This is a genomic window from Limnospira platensis NIES-39 (assembly GCF_026000695.1).
GTDB lineage: Bacteria > Cyanobacteriota > Cyanobacteriia > Cyanobacteriales > Microcoleaceae > Limnospira > Limnospira platensis.
Map to the genome: position 1 here is coordinate 5856364 of NZ_AP026945.1, position 18903 is coordinate 5875266.

Annotated in this window: 20 protein-coding genes; 10 read left to right on the forward strand and 10 right to left on the reverse strand. The window is 47.2% G+C overall.

Features of this window, described 5'->3' with window-relative positions:
* Positions 1-191 precede the first annotated feature (191 nt).
* The 7 genes from N39L_RS28630 to N39L_RS28660 all read left to right on the forward strand — a co-directional run bounded on the left by N39L_RS28630 (position 192) and on the right by N39L_RS28660 (position 7148).
* Positions 192-1091: a GUN4 domain-containing protein gene (locus tag N39L_RS28630; RefSeq protein ID WP_014277078.1), complete on the forward strand. Its 900-nt coding sequence runs from the start codon at positions 192-194 to the stop codon at positions 1089-1091.
* Between the two features lie 387 nt (positions 1092-1478).
* Positions 1479-2921 carry a GUN4 domain-containing protein gene (locus N39L_RS28635; protein WP_014277079.1) on the forward strand — a complete coding sequence of 481 codons (1443 nt, stop codon included), beginning with the start codon at positions 1479-1481 and terminating at the stop codon, positions 2919-2921.
* Positions 2922-3289: 368 nt separating this feature from the next.
* Positions 3290-4633 (forward strand): GUN4 domain-containing protein, encoded by a 1344-nt coding sequence (locus tag N39L_RS28640; protein ID WP_014277080.1) that lies wholly within the window; start codon positions 3290-3292, stop codon positions 4631-4633.
* A gap of 164 nt (positions 4634-4797) precedes the next feature.
* Positions 4798-5748 (forward strand): GUN4 domain-containing protein, encoded by a 951-nt coding sequence (locus N39L_RS28645; protein ID WP_050856840.1) that lies wholly within the window; start codon positions 4798-4800, stop codon positions 5746-5748.
* Between the two features lie 78 nt (positions 5749-5826).
* Positions 5827-6273, forward strand: coding sequence for a hypothetical protein (locus tag N39L_RS28650; protein ID WP_193353195.1), 447 nt, complete (start codon positions 5827-5829; stop codon positions 6271-6273).
* 123 nt (positions 6274-6396) lie between these two features.
* Positions 6397-6825: an element excision factor XisH family protein gene (locus N39L_RS28655; RefSeq protein ID WP_006616021.1), complete on the forward strand. Its 429-nt coding sequence runs from the start codon at positions 6397-6399 to the stop codon at positions 6823-6825.
* Positions 6801-7148 (forward strand): XisI protein, encoded by a 348-nt coding sequence (locus tag N39L_RS28660; protein WP_006616022.1) that lies wholly within the window; start codon positions 6801-6803, stop codon positions 7146-7148. The genes N39L_RS28655 and N39L_RS28660 overlap by 25 nt, the downstream gene beginning before the upstream one ends.
* A 117-nt stretch (positions 7149-7265) precedes the next feature.
* Here the strand turns inward: N39L_RS28660 and N39L_RS28665 are convergent, their stop codons facing one another.
* Positions 7266-7592 carry a XisI protein gene (locus N39L_RS28665; protein ID WP_014277084.1) on the reverse strand — a complete coding sequence of 109 codons (327 nt, stop codon included), beginning with the start codon at positions 7590-7592 and terminating at the stop codon, positions 7266-7268.
* Positions 7580-8026, reverse strand: a complete 447-nt coding sequence (locus tag N39L_RS28670; RefSeq protein WP_006615842.1) for a XisH family protein — start codon at positions 8024-8026, stop codon at positions 7580-7582. The genes N39L_RS28665 and N39L_RS28670 overlap by 13 nt, the downstream gene beginning before the upstream one ends.
* A 294-nt stretch (positions 8027-8320) precedes the next feature.
* On the opposite strand from N39L_RS28670, the gene N39L_RS28675 reads away from it, so the two are divergent.
* Entirely contained in the window at positions 8321-9916 is a 1596-nt protein-coding gene (locus N39L_RS28675; RefSeq protein ID WP_070105236.1) for a GUN4 domain-containing protein, read from the forward strand.
* Positions 9917-10118: 202 nt separating this feature from the next.
* The gene (locus N39L_RS28680; protein ID WP_014277086.1) at positions 10119-11225 is read left to right on the forward strand and encodes a GUN4 domain-containing protein; all 1107 of its coding nucleotides are present in this window, start codon (positions 10119-10121) and stop codon (positions 11223-11225) included.
* A 65-nt stretch (positions 11226-11290) separates the two neighbouring features.
* On the opposite strand, the gene N39L_RS28685 is transcribed toward N39L_RS28680, so the two are convergent.
* Both N39L_RS28685 and N39L_RS28690 read right to left on the reverse strand, forming a co-directional pair.
* On the reverse strand, positions 11291-11575 hold the full coding sequence (locus tag N39L_RS28685; protein WP_014277087.1) for a hypothetical protein: 285 nt from the start codon (positions 11573-11575) through the stop codon (positions 11291-11293).
* 58 nt (positions 11576-11633) lie between these two features.
* Complete coding sequence (locus N39L_RS28690; protein ID WP_014277088.1) at positions 11634-12059, reverse strand: transposase; 426 nt, start codon at positions 12057-12059, stop codon at positions 11634-11636.
* Between the two features lie 105 nt (positions 12060-12164).
* Here N39L_RS28690 and N39L_RS28695 point away from each other — a divergent pair, with 105 nt between their 5' ends.
* Positions 12165-13760 (forward strand): Hsp70 family protein, encoded by a 1596-nt coding sequence (locus tag N39L_RS28695; protein ID WP_006619462.1) that lies wholly within the window; start codon positions 12165-12167, stop codon positions 13758-13760.
* A gap of 137 nt (positions 13761-13897) precedes the next feature.
* Here the strand turns inward: N39L_RS28695 and N39L_RS28700 are convergent, their stop codons facing one another.
* The 6 genes from N39L_RS28700 to N39L_RS28725 all read right to left on the reverse strand — a co-directional run bounded on the left by N39L_RS28700 (position 13898) and on the right by N39L_RS28725 (position 18842).
* Positions 13898-14437 carry a PPC domain-containing protein gene (locus N39L_RS28700; protein WP_006619461.1) on the reverse strand — a complete coding sequence of 180 codons (540 nt, stop codon included), beginning with the start codon at positions 14435-14437 and terminating at the stop codon, positions 13898-13900.
* A gap of 67 nt (positions 14438-14504) precedes the next feature.
* Positions 14505-15977 carry a trypsin-like peptidase domain-containing protein gene (locus tag N39L_RS28705; RefSeq protein WP_172973450.1) on the reverse strand — a complete coding sequence of 491 codons (1473 nt, stop codon included), beginning with the start codon at positions 15975-15977 and terminating at the stop codon, positions 14505-14507.
* Positions 15978-16149: 172 nt separating this feature from the next.
* On the reverse strand, positions 16150-16680 hold the full coding sequence (locus N39L_RS28710) for a TolB-like translocation protein (protein WP_035737751.1): 531 nt from the start codon (positions 16678-16680) through the stop codon (positions 16150-16152).
* Positions 16677-17303 carry a TolB family protein gene (locus tag N39L_RS28715; RefSeq protein ID WP_006619458.1) on the reverse strand — a complete coding sequence of 209 codons (627 nt, stop codon included), beginning with the start codon at positions 17301-17303 and terminating at the stop codon, positions 16677-16679. Before N39L_RS28715 ends, N39L_RS28710 begins: the two co-directional genes overlap by 4 nt.
* Positions 17272-18096 carry a Ycf66 family protein gene (locus N39L_RS28720; RefSeq protein WP_006619457.1) on the reverse strand — a complete coding sequence of 275 codons (825 nt, stop codon included), beginning with the start codon at positions 18094-18096 and terminating at the stop codon, positions 17272-17274. The genes N39L_RS28715 and N39L_RS28720 overlap by 32 nt, the downstream gene beginning before the upstream one ends.
* A 122-nt stretch (positions 18097-18218) precedes the next feature.
* Positions 18219-18842 (reverse strand): cytochrome c oxidase subunit 3, encoded by a 624-nt coding sequence (locus tag N39L_RS28725; RefSeq protein WP_014277091.1) that lies wholly within the window; start codon positions 18840-18842, stop codon positions 18219-18221.
* Between the last annotated feature and the right edge of the window lie 61 nt (positions 18843-18903).

The window sequence follows — 18903 nt, forward strand, 5'->3', positions numbered from 1 at the left end:
ACCTGTAGCATATAACCACTTCAGGCAGTTGTCAAGTTCTTGTTTTCGGCAACTTTTTCACGCAAACATGGGCTTTTTTCCACGAACCGGGTTTCCGTGGACTAGGTAGGAGCCTGCCCTCACTGTGGGTTATAATACCAAAATAGCCGGGTTTCCCCCCGCCCGGTGGCGGCGATTTGTCGGGGTTGAGAATGATGGCGAAATGTCCCGTTTGTGAAACGGAATATACACCAAATGAGGTCGAAACCTGTTCCGTGTGTGGTTATGACCTGACACCCTATCCCCCTATAATTGGTGGGATACCGTCGGGGTTTTTGGAGAAGGAGAAAAAACGCATTGCGGCAGCCAAGCGGGTTTGGCAATTGTCTCAGTCTCAGGTAGAGTCCGCACAGTTGATGGTCTCTAAAGTGCAGTCTCAGTTAGATGAAATGACCCGGAAAATTGACGGTTTTACCCAATCTCAATCACAACTCCAATCCCAGATAAAAGCGATCGCCTCTCAACTCCAATCCCAGAATAAAGCGATCGCATCTCAACTCCAATCCCAGAGTCAAGCGATCGCATCTCAACTCCAATCCCAGAGTCAAGCGATCGCATCTCAACTCGAGTCGATAACTGAAGCCGTGGCAGATACTCCCATCGTGTCTTATTCTGGTTTTGATTATAGCCAACTCAACAGATTATTGAAATCAGGCCAGTGGAAAGCTGCCGACGAAAAAACGGCTAAGATGATGTGTAGGGTGGCGGGAAAAACCCACGATGGATATTTAAACTATGATGATATCAAAAACTTTCCCGGCGAGGATTGGCGAATCATCGATGGTCTTTGGGTCAAACACAGCAGGGGACGCTTCGGGTTTAGTGTCCAGAAGCAAATTTACATCAATTGTGGAGGATTGCCTGATGGAAGCTATCCAAAAGGTGATGATATATTAGAGCGCTATGGTGACCAGGTGGGATGGCGAGTTGGAAGGTCTTGGATTTTGAAGTCAGATTGCACGTTTGCGGCGATTGCTCCCTGTGGCTATCTTCCTTTTTGGCCTTGGTTATACGAGTGGTATCAGGTAGGCCATTCATTGAAGTCTGATTAAGTGCATTTGTTCTCTCGCGCACAGACTTGTCTACTGTAGCATATAAACACTTCAGGCAGTCCCGTAGTTCACCATTCAAATGTTAATGAAATATCAACACCACTCCTACTCTCCACTGGCGGTGGGTTACGCACTCAACCCACCCTACGAAGTTCCTAGTGGTGCGTTAATGAAATGTCAACACCGTTCACCATTCAAATGTTAATGAAATGTCAACACCACTCATACTCTCCATTGGCGGTGGGTTACGCACTCAACCCACCCTACGAAGTCTTACTTCTCCACTGGTGGTAGAAACTGGGTTTCTAGTTCCTCTCGTTCGGTTATAGTAGCATAAAGCCGGGTTTCCCTACACCCGGTTTCTATGTCTTATCGGGGTTGAGAATTATGGCGAAATGTCCCGTTTGTGAAACGGAATATACACCAAATGAGGTGGAAACCTGTTCCGTGTGTGGTTATGACCTGACCCCCTATCCCCCTGTGATTGGTGGGATACCGTCGGGGTTTTTGGAGAAGGAGAAAAAACGCATTGCGGCAGCCAAGCGGGTTTGGCAATTGTCTCAGTCTCAGGTAAAGTCCGCACAGTTGATGGTCTCTCACCTACAGTCTCAGTTAGATGAAATGACCCGGAAAATTGACGGTTTTACCACTACTCAATCACGCCTAGAATCCCAGAATGAAGCGATCGCATCTCAATCGCTATCACGCCTAGAATCGCAGGTAGAAGCGATCGCATCTCAATCGCTATCACGGCTAGAATCGCAGAATGAAGCGATCGCATCTCAATCGCTATCACGCCTAGAATCGCAGGTAGAAGCGATCGCATCTCAATCGCTATCACGGCTAGAATCGCAGAATGAAGCGATCGCATCTCAATCCCAATCGCTATCACGCCTAGAATCGCAGAATGAAGCGATCGCATCTCAATCCCAATCGCTATCACGCCTAGAATCGCAGGTAGAAGCGATCGCATCTCAATCCCAATCGCTATCACGCCTAGAATCGCAGGTAGAAGCGATCGCATCTCAATCCCAATCGCTATCACGCCTAGAATCGCAGATAGAAGCGATCGCATCTCAATCCCAATCGCTATCACGCCTAGAATCGCAGGTAGAAGCGATCGCATCTCAATCCCAATCGCTATCACGCCTAGAATCGCAGGTAGAAGCGATCGCATCTCAATCCCAATCGCTATCATGGCTAGAATCGCAGATAGAAGCGACCGCATCTCAATCCCAATCGCTATCATGGCTAGAATCTCGGGTCAAAGCGATCACATCTCAATCGCTATCACGGCTAGAATCGCAGATAGAAGCGATCGCATCTCAACTCCAGTCGATAACTGAAGCCGTGGCAGATACTACCATCGTGTCTTCTTCTGGTTTTTTGTATACCGAACTCGACAGATTATTGAAATCAGGCAACTGGAAAGCTGCCGACAAAGAAACGGCTAAGATGATGTTAGCGGTGGCACAAAAAACCTCTAGGAGATATTTAGACGACGATGATATCAAAAACTTTCCCGGCGAGGATTTGCGAATCATCGATGGTCTTTGGGTCAAACACAGCAGGGGACGCTTTGGGTTTAGTGTCCAGAAGCAAATTTACATCAATTGTGGAGGTAAGCTTGTAGGACACTATCCAGGTGATACAGCGTGGTGTCAGTTTTGTGACGAGGTGGCATGGCGATATAATGGGGATTACGTGGTCTGGTCTGATTGCACGTTTTCCGCGACTGCTCCCCGCGGCCATCTCCCAAGTTATACCGGGCACTATAGTACTTTTACATCTCTTCTCTCGCGCACAGACTTGTTAACCTTTAACATATAAGCACTTCTAAGCACTTCAGGTAGTTGTCAAGTTCTTGTTTTCGGCAACTTTTTCACAGAAACATCGGCACCTCCCCCTATTCGATGCCTCGCACTCCACTCAAAGCGGTAGCCATTGGCTTTGACAAACTTTTAAGCCACTTCTGTAACCTCTGTACTTTCGCGTTTCCGGAATATTCCCAGGAAGTTTCATCTGTCCGGGAGATGTCTTTTTCCCACTGAGTGAAGAAACCCGGTTTATATCAGGGTTATAGGTAAATACCGAAATATGTCCGTCGTAACCGAGTTTCTCAGTTCCTCTCGGTGGGTTATCATAGCATAAAGCCGGGTTTCCCTACACCCGGTTGTCGTGATTTATCAGGGTTGGGAATGATGACGAAATGTCCTGTTTGTGAAACCGAATATACAGAAAATGAGGTCGAAACCTGTTCCGTGTGTGGTTATGACCTGACCCCCTATCCCCCTATTGACGAGATACCGTCCGAGTTGTGGGAGAAGGAGAAAAAACGCATTGCCGTCGCCAAGCGGGTTTGGAAATCGTCTCAGTCTCAGGTAAAGTCCGCACAGTTGATGGTCTCTCACCTGCAGTCTTATTTATATGAGACGACCCGGAACATTTACGGTTTTACCCAATCCCAATCTCAACTCCCATCCCAGAGTCAAGCGATCGCATCTCAATCCCAATTGCTATCACGCCTAGAATCTCAGGTCAAAGCGATCGCATCTCAGCTTCCATCCCAGAGTCAAGCGATCGCATCTCAACTCCAATCCCAGAGTCAAGCGATCGCATCTCAACTCCAATCCCAGAGTCAAGCGATCGCATCTCAACTCCAATCCCAGAGTCAAGCGATCGCATCTCAACTCCAATCCCAGAGTCAAGCGATCACATCTCAACTCCAATCCCAGAGTCAAGCGATCGCATCTCAATCCCAATTGCTATCACGCCTAGAATCCCAGGTAGAAGCGATCGCATCTCAACTCCAATCCCAGAGTCAAGCGATCGCATCTCAACTCCAATCCCAGAGTCAAGCGATCGCATTTCAACTCCCATCCCAGAGTCAAGCGATCGCATCTCAACTCCCATCCCAGAGTCAAGCGATCGCATCTCAACTCCCATCCCAGAGTCAAGCGATCGCATCTCAACTCCCATCCCAGAGTCAAGCGATCGCATCTCAACTCGACGAGTCGATAACTGAAGCCGTGGCAGACATTACTCCCATCGTGTCTTCATCCTCTGGTTTTGATTATAGTCAACTCGACAGATTATTGAAATCAGGCCAGTGGGAAGCAGCCGACGAAGAAACGACTAAGATGATGTGTAGGGTGGCGGGAAAAACCTCTAGGAGATATTTAGACGACGATGATATCAAAAACTTTCCCGGCGAGGATTTGCGAATCATCGATGGTCTTTGGGTCAAACACAGCAGGGGACGCTTCGGGTTTAGTGTCCAGAAGCAAATTTACATCAATTGTGGAGGATTGCCTGATGGACGCTATCCAGGTGATACAATATGGGAGCGCTATTGCGGGGAGGTGGGATGGCGAATGAATGGGTCGTATATATCATGGTCTGATTGCACGTTTTCGGCGGCTGCTCCCCTGGGCCATCTTCCCGCCCGTTTTGTTGGGGTTGGTTGGTGGTTGGGTTTTGGTGTGGGACTGGTAAGGCGTAGGTTAGCACTCTTCTCTCGCGCAGAGACTTGCAGACTGTAGCATATAAGCACTTCAGGTGAAGAAACCCGGTTTCTATCAGGGTTATGGGTAAATCCGAAAGATGTCCGTTTCTACCCGGTTTCTAGTTCCTCTCGGTGGGTTATCATAGCATAAAGCCGGGTTTCCCCCCGCCCGGTGGCGGCGATTTGTCGGGGTTGAGAATGATGGCGAAATGTCCCGTTTGTGAAACGGAATATACACCAAATGAGGTCGAAACCTGTTCGGTGTGTGGTTATGACCTGACACCCTATCCCCCTACTGATGAGATACCGTCGGGGTTTTGGGAGAAGGAGAAAAAACGCATTGCGGCAGCCAAGCGGGTTTGGCAATTGTCTCAGTCTCAGGTAGAGTCCGCACAGTTGATGGTCTCTCGCCTGCAGTCTCAGTTAGATGAAATGACCCGGAAAATTGACGGTTTTACCCAATCTCAATCACAACTCCAATCCCAGAATAAAGCGATCGCATCTCAACTCCAATCCCAGAATAAAGCGATCGCATCTTCTCAACTCCAATCCCAATCACAGCTAGAATCTCAGATAGAAGCGATCGCATCTCAATCCCAATCACAGCTAGAATCGCAGAATGAAGCGATCGCATCTCAACTCAAGTCGATAACTGAAGCCGTGGCAGACATTACTCCCATCGTGTCTTCTTCTGGTTTTGACTATAGCGAACTCGACAGATTATTGAAATCAGGTGAGTGGAAAGCAGCCGACGAAGAAACGACTAAGATGATGTGGAGGGTGGCGGGAAAAACCGGGGGATATTTATACAACGATGATATCAAAAACTTTCCCGGCGAGGATTTGCGAATCATCGATGGTCTTTGGGTCAAACACAGCAGGGGACGCTTCGGGTTTAGTGTCCAGAAGCAAATTTACATCAATTGTGGAGGATTGCCTGATGGAAGCTATCCAGGTGATACAATATGGGAGCGCTATTGCGGGGAGGTGGGATGGCGAGTGAATGGGTCGTATATATCATGGTCTGATTGCACGTTTTCGGCGGCAGCTCCCCTGGGCCATCTCCCCGGAATGGCGATGGATGAGTATTGGGGGGTTTTTTTGGAAAGTGGGGTGGCACTCTTCTGTCGCGCACAGACTTGTAAACTGTAGCATATAACGACTTCAGGCAGTCCCTAGTGGTGCGTTAATGAAATGTCAACACCGTTGACCAATGAAAATGTTAATGAAATGTCAACACCACTCCTACTCTCAATTGGCGGTGGGTTACGCTACCCTAACGCACCCTACGAAGGAGTAGGGTGCGTTAATGAAATGTCAACACCGTTGACCAATGAAAATGTTAATGAAATGTCAACACCACTCCTACTCTCAATTGGCGGTGGGTTACGCTACCCTAACCCACCCTACGAAGGAGTAGGGTGCGTTAATGAAATGTCAACACCGTTGACCAATGAAAATGTTAATGAAATGTCAACACCACTCCTACTCTCAATTGGCGGTGGGTTACGCTACCCTAACCCACCCTACAAAGGAGTAGGGTGCGTTAATGAAATGTCAACACCGTTGACCAATGAAAATGTTAATGAAATGTCAACACCGTTCATCATTACCATGTCAGGAGTAGAGCGATCGCATTTTGTCCCCCACTTTCCCACAGTGGGAATTAACCCTTAATGAAGTGTTGACAGCGAGTGGCATTCGTGAGTTATAATATATAGAATCATATCATAGCCCACCCAAATCACATTGATCGCCGTCGCTATCCGACATAAATTTAATATAAATGGGACGCATTTAATGCCCGCCAAAGATGTTTATCATGATACTGTTTGTATTGCTCTGATGAAAGATGGTTGGACAATCACTGATGACCCCCTGATTCTAAAGATCGGGGAACGCTCGACCTTTATCGATTTGGGGGCTGAAAAACTAATTGCGGCCGAACGAGATCATGAAAAAATCGCTGTCGAAATTAAAAGTTTTTTGAGTCCTTCTCCAATCAAAGATCTGGAAAATGCCTGGGGACAGTTTTTTCTGTACGCCAGAGCACTTCAAAAAAAAGAATCAGATCGCAGTTTATATCTAGCGGTTAGCCGGAACACCTTCGATACTTTATTTCAAGAGGAAGCCGGACAACTGCTTTTAGAAGAACCAGATTTTCGGATGATTGTTTTCGACCCAAATAGTGAGGAAATCCTGCAATGGCAACCACAATTCAACCTATAGATAATTGGCGCAATTTACTGGAAAAAATTCTCCAAGATTATGCCGATATTCCCTATCGATATGGCGATGTAAAGACTTACCTGATTGTCAGTCGGGACGGCAACCATTTTATGCTGGTACACGAAGGCTGGGAAAATAATCGTCGGGTTCACGGTTGCATCGTTCATGCCGAGATTCGCGATGCCAAAATTTGGATTCATTACGATGGCATAGAAGATGGCATCACCGGGGAACTCGTTGCCGCTGGTGTTCCCAAAGATTGCATTGTCCTCGCCTTTCATCCTCCCCAAGTTCGGGAACATACCGGCTATGCGATCGCATAATTTTATCATTCCTTTTCCCGGAGCGATCGCATTTTTTCCCCCACTTTCCCACAGTGGGAATTAACCCTTAATGAAGTGTTGACAGCCAGTGGCATTCGTGAGTTATAATATAGAAAATCATATCATAGCCCACCCCGCATTAGATTCTTCCAAGAACCCCAAAATAATGCGGTTTTCAGGAATGCCTTTTTCCATCAAATCTTGAGTAATTCCAGCTTCCATACCATCATATTCAATCACAACTTTTCCTTCACGCAAAACAATATAGATGAGATTTCCTCGGACTCGTCTACCTCGATCCCAACCGACTTGCATCAGTGCATAATGTTCTTGTTTCTCATCAAATACCGTATCCAATCGAATCTCGCCATGAGATGGGCGCAGTTGTGCATATTCACAGATAACTTGTTTGACAATTTCGCGATCGTGAGTTATGGTATCCATTGTTTAACCTCCGCTTTTTTACCATCAACCACTAAGAGATTTAAAGGAAGTTTATTAATCACCAGTTTACCAATTGTTTCACTGAAGATTGTCTCATATATGATATCCGTAACGCCCAGATAAATATGCCGTTCCGGATCTACTTCATTCAGTAACAGCCTATATAAACTATACTGTCCGATCGCTTGTTCTAAATCGGCGATCGCTGATAGTCCTCTAAATTCTTTGATTTCAATGGCAATACGGGTCCGATCTCGTCTGGCACCAATAATAGATCCTTTTGGCTGCGTCGGAAAATGCGATCGCCTCACACCCAGATCTACAAATAAAAATCGCTCCCCATAGGAAATCACATAAGGATCATCTGTAATTTCCCAACCATCTTTAATTATAGCTTGTTTGATAATATTATGAGTTGTATCTCTTCGAGGCATAATCCCCTAATATCTTGATGAACAGTCAAGCCAGTTAATTTTCAGTTTGAGTTTGAGTTGCTGTAGATTATTATAGCACCAATCCAGTCTTTACCGGAAGGCGATCGCATTTTGTCCCCCACTTTCCCACAGTGGGAATTAACCCTTAATGAAGTGTTGACAGCCAGTGGCATTCGTGAGTTATAACCGGGTTTCCGTGGACTAGGTAGGAGCCTGCCCTCACTGTGGGTTATAATACCAAAATAGCCGGGTTTCCCCCCGCCCGGTGGCGGCGATTTATCGGGGTTGAGAATGATGGCGAAATGTCCCGTTTGTGAAACCGAATATACACCAAATGAGGTCGAAACCTGTTCGGTGTGTGGTTATGACCTGACACCCTATCCCCCTATAATTGGTGGGATACCGTCGGGGTTTTTGGAGAAGGAGAAAAAACGCATTGCGGCAGCCAAGCGGGTTTGGCAATTGTCTCAGTCTCAGGTAGAGTCCGCACAGTTGATGGTCTCTAAAGTGCAGTCTCAGTTAGATGAAATGACCCGGAAAATTGACGGTTTTACCCAATCTCAATCACAGCTAGAATCTCAGATAGAAGCGATCGCATCTTCTCAACTCCAATCCCAATCACAGCTAGAATCTCAGATAGAAGCGATCGCATCTTCTCAACTCCGGTCGCTACCACGGCTAGAATCACAGATAAAAGCGATCGCATCTTCTCAACTCCAGTCGCAATCACGGCTAGAATCACAGATAAAAGCGATCGCATCTCAATCCCGATCACAGCTAGAATCTCTGGTCAAAGCGATCGCCTCTCAACTCCAATCCCAGAATGAAGCGATCGCCTCTCAATCCCAATCACAGCTAGAATCTCTGGTCAAAGCGATCGCATCTCAACTCCAATCCCAGAATGAAGCGATCGCCTCTCAATCCCAATCACAGCTAGAATCTCTGGTCAAAGCGATCGCATCTCAACTCCAATCCCAGAATGAAGCGATCGCATCTCAACTCCAATCCCAGAATGAAGCGATCGCATCTCAATCCCAATCACAGCTAGAATCTCTGGTCAAAGCGATCGCCTCTCAATCCCAATCCCAGAATGAAGCGATCGCATCTCAACTCCAATCCCAGAATAAAGCGATCGCATCTCAACTACAGTCGCTACCACGGCTAGAATCTCAGATAGAAGCGATCGCATCTCAACTAAAATCCCAGAATGAAGCGATCGCATCTCAACTCCAATCCCAGAATGAAGCGATCCCATCTCAATCCCAATCACGGCTAGAATCGCAGAATGAAGCGATCCCATCTCAATCCCAATCACGGCTAGAATCTCTGGTCAAAGCGATCGCATCTCGACCTAAGCCGATAGGTGAACCACAAGTGCAAGAAACTCCCATCGTGTCTTCATCTTCTGGTTTTGATTATACCCAACTCAACAGATTATTGAAATCAGGCCAGTGGAAAGCTGCCGACCAAGAAACGGCTAAGATGATGTTAGCGGTGGCCCGACAAACCCAACGGGGATATTTATACGAGGATGATATCAAAAACTTTCCTTGCGAGGATTTGCGAATCATCGATGGTCTTTGGGTTAAACACAGTAACGGACACTTCGGGTTTAGTGTCCAGAAGCAAATTTACATCAATTGTGGAGGAAAGCCCGATGGTCGCTATCCAGGTGATACAATCGTATATCGGTTTGCAGACGAGGTAGGATGGCGAGTGGGTGGGTCGTGGAGACAGTGGAAAGATTATACGTTTTCCCCAAGAGCAGCCAAGGAGGGCCATCTCCCGGCCCTAGGGAGATTGGGTGGTTGGGTTGGGTCGTCGCAAAACTACATCCTGGGTCAAACATACTCTTCTCTCGTGCACAGACTTGTAACCTGTAGTAAATAACCACTTCAGGCAGTTGTCAAGTTCTTGTTTTCGGCAACTTTTTCACGCAAACATGGGCTTTTCCAGGCGGGGGAAGTTACCGTGGAGAGTAAAGAAACCGGGTTTCCGTGGACTAGGTAGGAGCCTGCCCTCACTGTGGGTTATAATACCAAAATAGCCGGGTTTCCCCCCGCCCGGTGGCGGCGATTTGTCGGGGTTGAGAATGATGGCGAAATGTCCCGTTTGTGAAACCGAATATACACCAAATGAGGTCGAAACCTGTTCCGTGTGTGGTTATGACCTGACACCCTATCCCCCTATAATTGGTGGGATACCGTCGGGGTTTTTGGAGAAGGAGAAAAAACGCATTGCGGCAGCCAAGCGGGTTTGGCAATTGTCTCAGTCTCAGGTAGAGTCCGCACAGTTGATGGTCTCTAAAGTGCAGTCTCAGTTAGATGAAATGACCCGGAAAATTGACGGTTTTACCCAATCTCAATCACAGCTAGAATCTCAGATAGAAGCGATCGCCTCTCAACTCCAATCCCAGAGTCAAGCGATCGCCTCTCAACTAAAATCCCAGAATGAAGCGATCGCATCTCAACTCCAATCCCAGAATGAAGCGATCGCATCTCAATCCCAATCACGCCTAGAATCGCAGATAGAAGCGATCGCATCTCAATCCCAATCACGCCTAGAATCGCAGATAGAAGCGATCGCATCTCAATCCCAATCACGCCTAGAATCGCAGATAGAAGCGATCGCATCTCAATCCCAATCACGCCTAGAATCGCAGATAGAAGCGATCGCATCCCAACTCCAGTCGATAACTGAAGCAGTGGCAGATACTCCCATCGTGTCTTCATCTTCTGGTTTTGATTATACCCAACTCCACAGATTATTGAAATCAGGCCAGTGGAAAGCTGCCGACCAAGAAACGGCTAAGATGATGTTAGCGGTGGCGGGAAAAACCCAACGGGGATATTTAGGCGAGAATGATATCGAAAACTTTCCTTGCGAGGATTTGCGAATCATCGATGGTCTTTGGGTTAAACACAGTAACGGACTCTTCGGGTTTAGTGTCCAGAAGCAAATTTACATCAATTGTGGAGGTAAGCCTGATGGAAGCTATCCAGGTGATACAATATGGTATCGGTTTGCAGACGAGGTAGGATGGCGAGTGGGTGGGTCGTGGTTGAGTTCGAAAGATTATACGTTTTCCCCTGGGTCAGCCAAGAGAGGCCATCTCCCTTTTACAATAAGGATAGATAATTGGGTGTATACGGATATGTACTCTTCTCTCGCGCACCGACTTGTAACCTGTAGCATATAACCACTTCAGGCAGTTGTCAAGTTCTTGTTTTCGGCAACTTTTTCACGCATTCATGGGCTTTTTCCCTATTCGATACCTGGCACTTCCCATTCCCATTCTGGGCGGTAGCCATTGGCTTGGACAAATTTGGCCGCCACTTCTGTCACCATATCTGGGTCCTCTCGGTCGGGAATATTCCAAGGAAGTTTCATCTGTCCAGGAGAGGGCTTTTTGCCACTTCCCTTGATAACTTTCGGTAAAAACTTACTTCCCCAGTGGTAGCGCTTCTCCTGCTTCGGGTTGGGCTTATACTTTTTGCAAAACCCCCGATACTTTCGGGCACACTCGTCAAGGGTATTTCCCAAAGCCAAAAAAGCCGGATGCCATTGGGTGAGTCCATCATCCGTCAGGCGGTCATAGCTGCCATAATTAGAGAAATCGTAGAAAAACCCCCTCTAGCATTCGAGCCGCTTTCGGGTTAGCATGGATATATCGTAAAGTATTCAGTGCCCGCTGTTTGTCCGTATTCGGAAAAGCCGAGGAGTGATAGCGCTTCTCCCAGAAATGACCCGTGCGGTTTAGCATCCGATTAAAGCACATCGCCGCATACCAGTTCAACCCGTGCATAATTTTGGGTAAGTCTTCCGGGTGTAACGGTTCAATGAGATAATGAACATGGTTGGACATGATGCAGACCCCATACAGCCGAAAGCGGTATTTTTCCAAAACCCTTTTAATGGTATACAGTAGCACCTTCCGACACTCGGTCCGGGTCAATTTGAACTCGCGGTTATTGCATCTAACGGTGACATGATGGCAGTGTCCAGGTTGAAAGTTTCGAGTAGGGCGAGACATAATATCCTTGGTGGCTGTGGTTGATTCTCTAATCGAGACAAGCCGATCGCCTCTATAATATATCTATAATATAAGTAGCCCTGCATCGACAGTTAAAAACCCGCGATGGCATCATCTAAAATCGGTCTCGACTTCGGCACCACCAACTCGACTATATCCTACCTGGAAAATGGCAAACCGGTCGCCTTTAAATATGGCGGACAGCAAGAATCAATTCCCTCCTTCATCGCCTACGAAGACGACGGCTATATAGACATCGGAAAAGCCGCCCGACAAGCAGCAGCCAGCGACCCGCAAATGGAAAGTTACGGTAACTTTAAAATGGACTTGCCGCTAACCGAAAATTTTGCCAATAATTACTCATCAAAACACACCCCCATCACCGTTACCACCGACTACCTGCGACAACTCCTCCTCTCCCCAGAAAATACCTACAGCTTCCGCTGCCAACAGGGGGAAATCGAGGGTTTGGTGGTGTCGGTGCCGGAAATTTGGCAGCGAGATATCTCCAACCGGGGACGGGAAAACCTGCAAAGTTTAATTGCCCACAATTTGGGACTAGAAAAACAACTGATTCAACTGGTGAGTGAACCGGTCGCAGCCGCCGCCTATTACGCCTGGGAAACCCAACGCCGCCACCAACAGGAAAATCAGGAACCTTTCCAAGGTAATCTGCTGGTTTGCGATATGGGTGGGGGAACTTTTGATGTGAGTTTGTGCCGCGTTTATGGAGACAAAAAGGTTGAGGTTTTGTACTTCGACGGAGAAGGCGATCGCGGTTTGGAATCGGCGGGGGTAGCCTTCGATCGCCGTTGTGTTATCCAAGCCTACAAAAAACAAAACGGCACAGAACCCGACCTCAACAGCCAGGAATTTATGAACCTGTTACAGAGCTTTGAAAGCCTGAAAATCGATGGGCATGACAGATACACCAAAAAACTCAAAAACTACTGCAAAAGCCCTTCATACCTCGCAGAAAAGACGCTCTATAGCTTTTCTAATGGCTATACCATCACCAACGGGGAAGTTGACGAAGCCTTCCAGCCGATCGCCGAGGGAATTCGCCGAGTATTAGAACGGGTAAATCAGTGGCTGGCTACCCATCAGGAACCATGCGATCGCCTGTTTTTAGTGGGGGGATTTTGTCAGTTTTACCTAGTCCAAAAAACCATCCTAGATGCCCTAAAAATAACGGAGAAAGACCCCCGAGTTGATAATGATTTTAACCTGATTCAGAGTGCCTTTGCCATTTCCTACGGTGCTTGTTTAATCGCCAATGGTTTAGTGCAACCCCGCGAAACCTACATCCACACTATCGGAATTGTGGTGGGTATGATGACGGCTTCTATGGAAGTGGAAGAAACATTTATTCCCATCATTGAAGGCGGCGCAAATTTAGACGACCTCGCCTCCCTCCGCTTCGCGGATATCCCCCCTCTGGAAGCCTTCCACGACACCCCAGAGGTGATATTAGGGGTGGTTCCCCAATCGAAGGGGCAAATTTTCAAAAAGGTTTTACCCGATACGGTCAAACTCCCGAGAAACGTCGCCTCAGAAAAATGGCGGGTGGGAATGCGGGTGAACCGCTCCCAAGTGGCTTATTTGGCGATCGTCTCGGTGGGGGGAAAGCGAAAAGTTGAATATGAACTGGGAAATATTATCGCCCAAATGTTCCCAGGTTTTGTGATACGTGAGGACTAATTTACCCACAAATTACCCAGCCAATATGGCAGTTTTTTAACCCACAAAAAAACTCTGCCTCAGCAGAGAATAGCAGGGGAGGAAAGACCCCCCACGGCTACGGTTGAAGTGCCAATCAACCTGGGATTAATCCGATTTTATTCAACCTCACTGACTCGCAACTGATACCTACCGCGTCCAGTAGCATCATAGGAGTTGACAATCACCCGATAAGTTCCCGTATCCGGTAAGGTAATAATAATGCGTGAATTGGTGTTAGTTTCATCAATATCATCATTTTCTTCGAGGAGTTCATCTTGGGGGTTAAACAGCGCCAAATAGGTGTCAAACTCAGAACTTTCCAGGAGGATCTTAACTTTTTTACCAGCCTCCCCAAAGAAAGTATGCTGATGGAATAAACTACCATCGGTAGGTAAAGTTGGATCGCCATCTCTCAGTTCCCCCTGTTCGAGCAAAATAATTTCGCCAGCGACAGGTTCTGTATCTTGCTGCGGTAAAGACTCGGATCCCGAGGGGGGGGTATCAACGGCATCAGGTTCCATACCTTGAGCCAAAGAAGACTCTGAGGGAGCGAAAGAAGACTCTGAGGCGATCGCCCCATAAAAAGGCAGTAGAATCGAAATGGGCAGAAGTGCCAATAGGCTGGTGGCTGTAGCAAGGAAGAATTTAATAGGCATAAAAGACCTCAAACAACAAATTAGATTTACCAACCACCAACAGAAACAGTTTCCTCAGCATCAAACCTTATATAGAAACTTCACGAACTGTCAGCAGGTACTGACCACGACCCGTACTATCAAAAGCGTTAACCACCACTCGATAAGGACCAGTAGCAGGGAGGGTCACAGTCAGGCGGGAGTTAGTATCGGCATCACTTATATCATCATTTTCACCAACCAGGCGACCATTCGGGCTAAACAGCGCCAAATAAGTATCAAAATCAGAACTGGTTAGATCAATTCTCACCGATTGACCCGCCTCTCCATCAAAACTATACTCACGGTAAAGACTACCATCAGAAGGAAGTACAGAAGCGTTATCAGAGTCTAATATTCCCGAACTACGCAACATGACATTATCAGAAGAGGGTAACTCCGAACGGCGATCGCCTGCAACGGTCCGCAACCTTAATCGATAGTTTCCGGTTTCCCCGGCTTGGTAGGAGTTCGCCAACAGGGTATAAGTGCCAGTATCAGGTAATGTCACATCAATACGGGCATTTGTATTATCCCCCCCATCATCATCCTGAGCCAATTCATTGCCATCAATATCGAGCAAAATCAAATAGGAGTCGAAATCATCACTCATCATGTCGATGATTACCCGCTGACCGGCTTCTCCCTCAAAGGTGTAAAGATTGTAAAAACTGTTATCAACGGGTAGAACATTAGCACCTTCTGCTAGAACTCCCCTAACTTCCTGACCGTTTACTGGTAAGGGTTTGGCATCCTGATTGTTAAACATAATCGGACGCTGTTGTTGAGCGGTGCGGGGGGCGCGTCCTTCTTTGGCGGCTTGCAAAAATGGGGGCACATTGTCTACGGAAATGGCAAAACCAATGCCAATATTGCCACCTCCACGACCTCTAGTAAAAATGGCGGTATTCACGCCAATTAATTCCCCTTGACTGTTCAGCAGGGGTCCGCCAGAGTTACCTGGGTTGATAGCAGCATCAGTCTGAATTAAATTCCGTTCTCGGTCAATGCGGCTGACAATTCCGACGGTAAAGGTATTTTGGAATTGACCGAAGGGGTTACCTATGGCAAAGGCCCTTTGTCCTACTCTGACGGAACCGGGTCTAGCAATGGGAATGGTCGGTAAGTTTCTAGCATTGCGAATCCTCAGCAAAGCCAAATCTAGCCCATTCTCGCCATAAGCAACTACATCAGCAACCATTTTACGACCATCGGCAAGTGTTACCTCTACCTGGCCGCCTTGGGAGACGACATGGGCGTTAGTAAGCACCATACCGTCGTCGGTAATAATTGCACCGCTACCGTTAGCTTTTTCGGTGTCGATGGAAACTACAGCAGGACTGGCTTTTTCATAAACCCGGATATTGGTTTGTTCTTCGAGATCCAAAGCCATGAGAATAGGAGAGGGCTCTGGTTCGGTTATGGGGGAAATGGCACTAGCTGGGGCTATATTCAGACCTAGGCTGGTGCTAAGGGTTAAAAATCCAGATGTTAAATGGTTTAAGAATATATGGTTCATCATAACTGGGTGGTTTATGATCGGGTATTTGGCTGTCAACTAGGGTGGGGGTTTATGCTATTGATGAGATTTTTCTGAGGTCACAAAATTTAGAGCGATCGCTACTTGGGGGAAAATTACAACTATCTTCTAGTTTGACATACTCTACCCAAAACCCGGAAACTATACCGGAAGATTAGGGTATATTGAGGGCTTGACCGTATCGGTTATAAACTACAATATCCCACTGCCCATTGAGACTAGACTCGAAAGCAATTACACTGGCATCAGCGTTAATGGTGGGATGGCGTACTTGAGCGTTGAGGTTGTCGGTGAGGTTTCTTAGTTGGCGGGTGTTTCGGTTATACAAATAAATATCTGACTGTCCGCCACGGGTAGAATTAAATACAATATAGTTACCGTCGGTGGAAATGGCGGGTTCGGAGGCGATCGCATCTATGGAGTTTAAGCCGGGTAGGTCGATGAGTTCGAGTTGTTTTCGATCATAAAGATAGATATCTTGACGACCTTGGCGATCGGATGCGAAAACTAGATAATCAGAAGATATCTGGGGGTTCATCTCTGTACTGGGAGAGTTGACGCTGTTTACCCGTAAGTCGGGGGGTAAATTTAACAGTCGAGGATAGCCAGCACAACCGCTGACCATTCCCAGACATATGACTAATAATCCGATTATAAATAGGCGTTTGTAATATGGGTTGATCATGATTCAGACAGAGAGGTTTCTGTATCGAGTTCAATATTCGGACCGCGATCGATAATTTCAATATCCCACTGACCTCGCCTGGAACCCTCAAAGCTGATATAACGACCATTAGGGCTGATGTGAGGATGTCTTACTCCACCTCGATATCCCCGGGTGAGCATTTCTAATCGATAGGTAAGGCGATCGTATAGGTAAATGTCGGCACGGCCTGAGTCATTGGCGCTATAAACTATATAACGCCCTGTATAACTTAGACTGGGGCTTTCCATTACTGTTAGCGATCGCCTCAATTCTACCAAGGTTTTATAGCTACGCCGCCGCAGGTCATACAGGAACAATTGATTTTGACCTTCTCGGTTAGACACAAATACCAAAAACCGACCGTTTCCACTTAATGCGGGTTGCTCATCAGTGGCTATGCTATTGATAGCACCATCAACCATAGAAGAATTGATGGCGACTGTTGTACAACCGACCATCATCGCCTGAAACAGCAAGACTAGAATCAGGGCGAATTTCGCCCGACCAGTCCCCTTTAACCGCAGCCTGGGAAATATTTTTCCCAACAGGGTTTGAGAGTATTGGAAAATCCTAGTATTCCCCAGAACGGTTATAATCATCATCTGAGTAGTCTACTGGACGATACTCTACATAGTCGGTAGTCGCCACATCTCTCCGGTCTGGTTTATTTGCCGATCTCGAAGACCGAGAAGGCCGACTTCTGGGGGGTGATGGTTCATCTGTATCTGGGTACGAGTATCCACCAGTGCCAATGTCGCTGCGGTCTACTGATGCAGGTCTACTGCTGCGAGTCCGACTAGGACGACTATCGGTTTCTAGGTCAGATTCCCAGCCGTCTGATATGGGCGGTCTACTACTACCGGAGGGGGCGCTTCGGGGGCGCGTTCTGGTACGTTCTACGGAACTATTGGGGGCGCTGGTACGCCGACTACTGGGGCGACGACGCTCCGATTCTGTGTCATACATATCGGGTCTGGAAGGGCGAGACTCTCGGGTTCCCCGAATTTGACGAGCCATGGGGGCGTACTCTTCGACGGGCTCGATTTCGTCTAGTTCTGCATCTACCCGATAAACATCACTTACATAGCGATCGTCATCGACAAAAGATGCTCGTTCCTTAGCCTTAGTTGTCGCGACTCCCCGTAGTTTAATACTTTCGACTGCAAAGAAAATCGCAGTCCCGGTTAACATAAACTGACCAAAAGCCAGAATCGGGTCAAGTCTCCATCCCTGAAACAGAAGAATCCCGCCACAGAGTAAACCGACTGCGGCGAAGAAAATATCGTGATCACGAGCTAACTTGGGTTTCCAGGAACGGAGAAAGTATAGCGCGGCACCAGCCACGGCTAGGACAATCCCTAGTAGGCTGCTCCAGTTCAATCCTAAATTGACCATTATCTAAATCTCCAGCATCAGTCCTATCTTAGCTCAAACGGGGAAAATCGCTCAGGCCAGAGCCAATTATCCCAAAAAACCCGCGCTAGGGGTTGACAAAATTGATTAAGTGTGCTACAGCCTTACAGCAAATAAAGGAGGATAAACAGAATAATCCAGATGACATCTACAAAGTGCCAATATAGTTCTGCGGCTTCGGGGCCAAAGTGGGATTCTTTGGTATAGTGTCCATCTTTGGCGGAACGTAGCAACACGCCACAAATGAGGATAACCCCGAAGGTGACGTGCAAACCATGAAAAGCAGTTAATACATAAAAGCAACTGGCGTAAAGGTTAGTTGTTAGCCCAAACTCTAGGCTACTGTATTCATAAACCTGACCGGCCAAAAAGATAGCGCCCATGATAGCAGTGGCGGCGAACCAGACCCGTAAACCGGCTTGGTCACCGTTTTTAATGGCTTTGTTGCCGCGATTCATGACAAAGCTACTAGAAATCAGGATGATGGTATTAATTCCGGGTAACAGTAGTTCCCGTTCAATGCCTTCGGGGGGCCACTGTTCGGACATGGCGCGATAAATTAAATAAGCGGAAAACATCCCTAAAAAGATCATGCTTTCTGCGACTAGGAAAACGACGACCCCTAGAATACGATGATCTGGGTGTTCTTCATGGTGTCGGGAAGAGGCGATCGCCTCTGTAGCTAAGTTGGTGGTAGTTTGGGACTGGTCAACTGATGTAAATTGCATGAAATTCTAATCCAAGTTGTGTAATACAAACTGCTAATCACGGCCGAACTTGAGAGGAAGT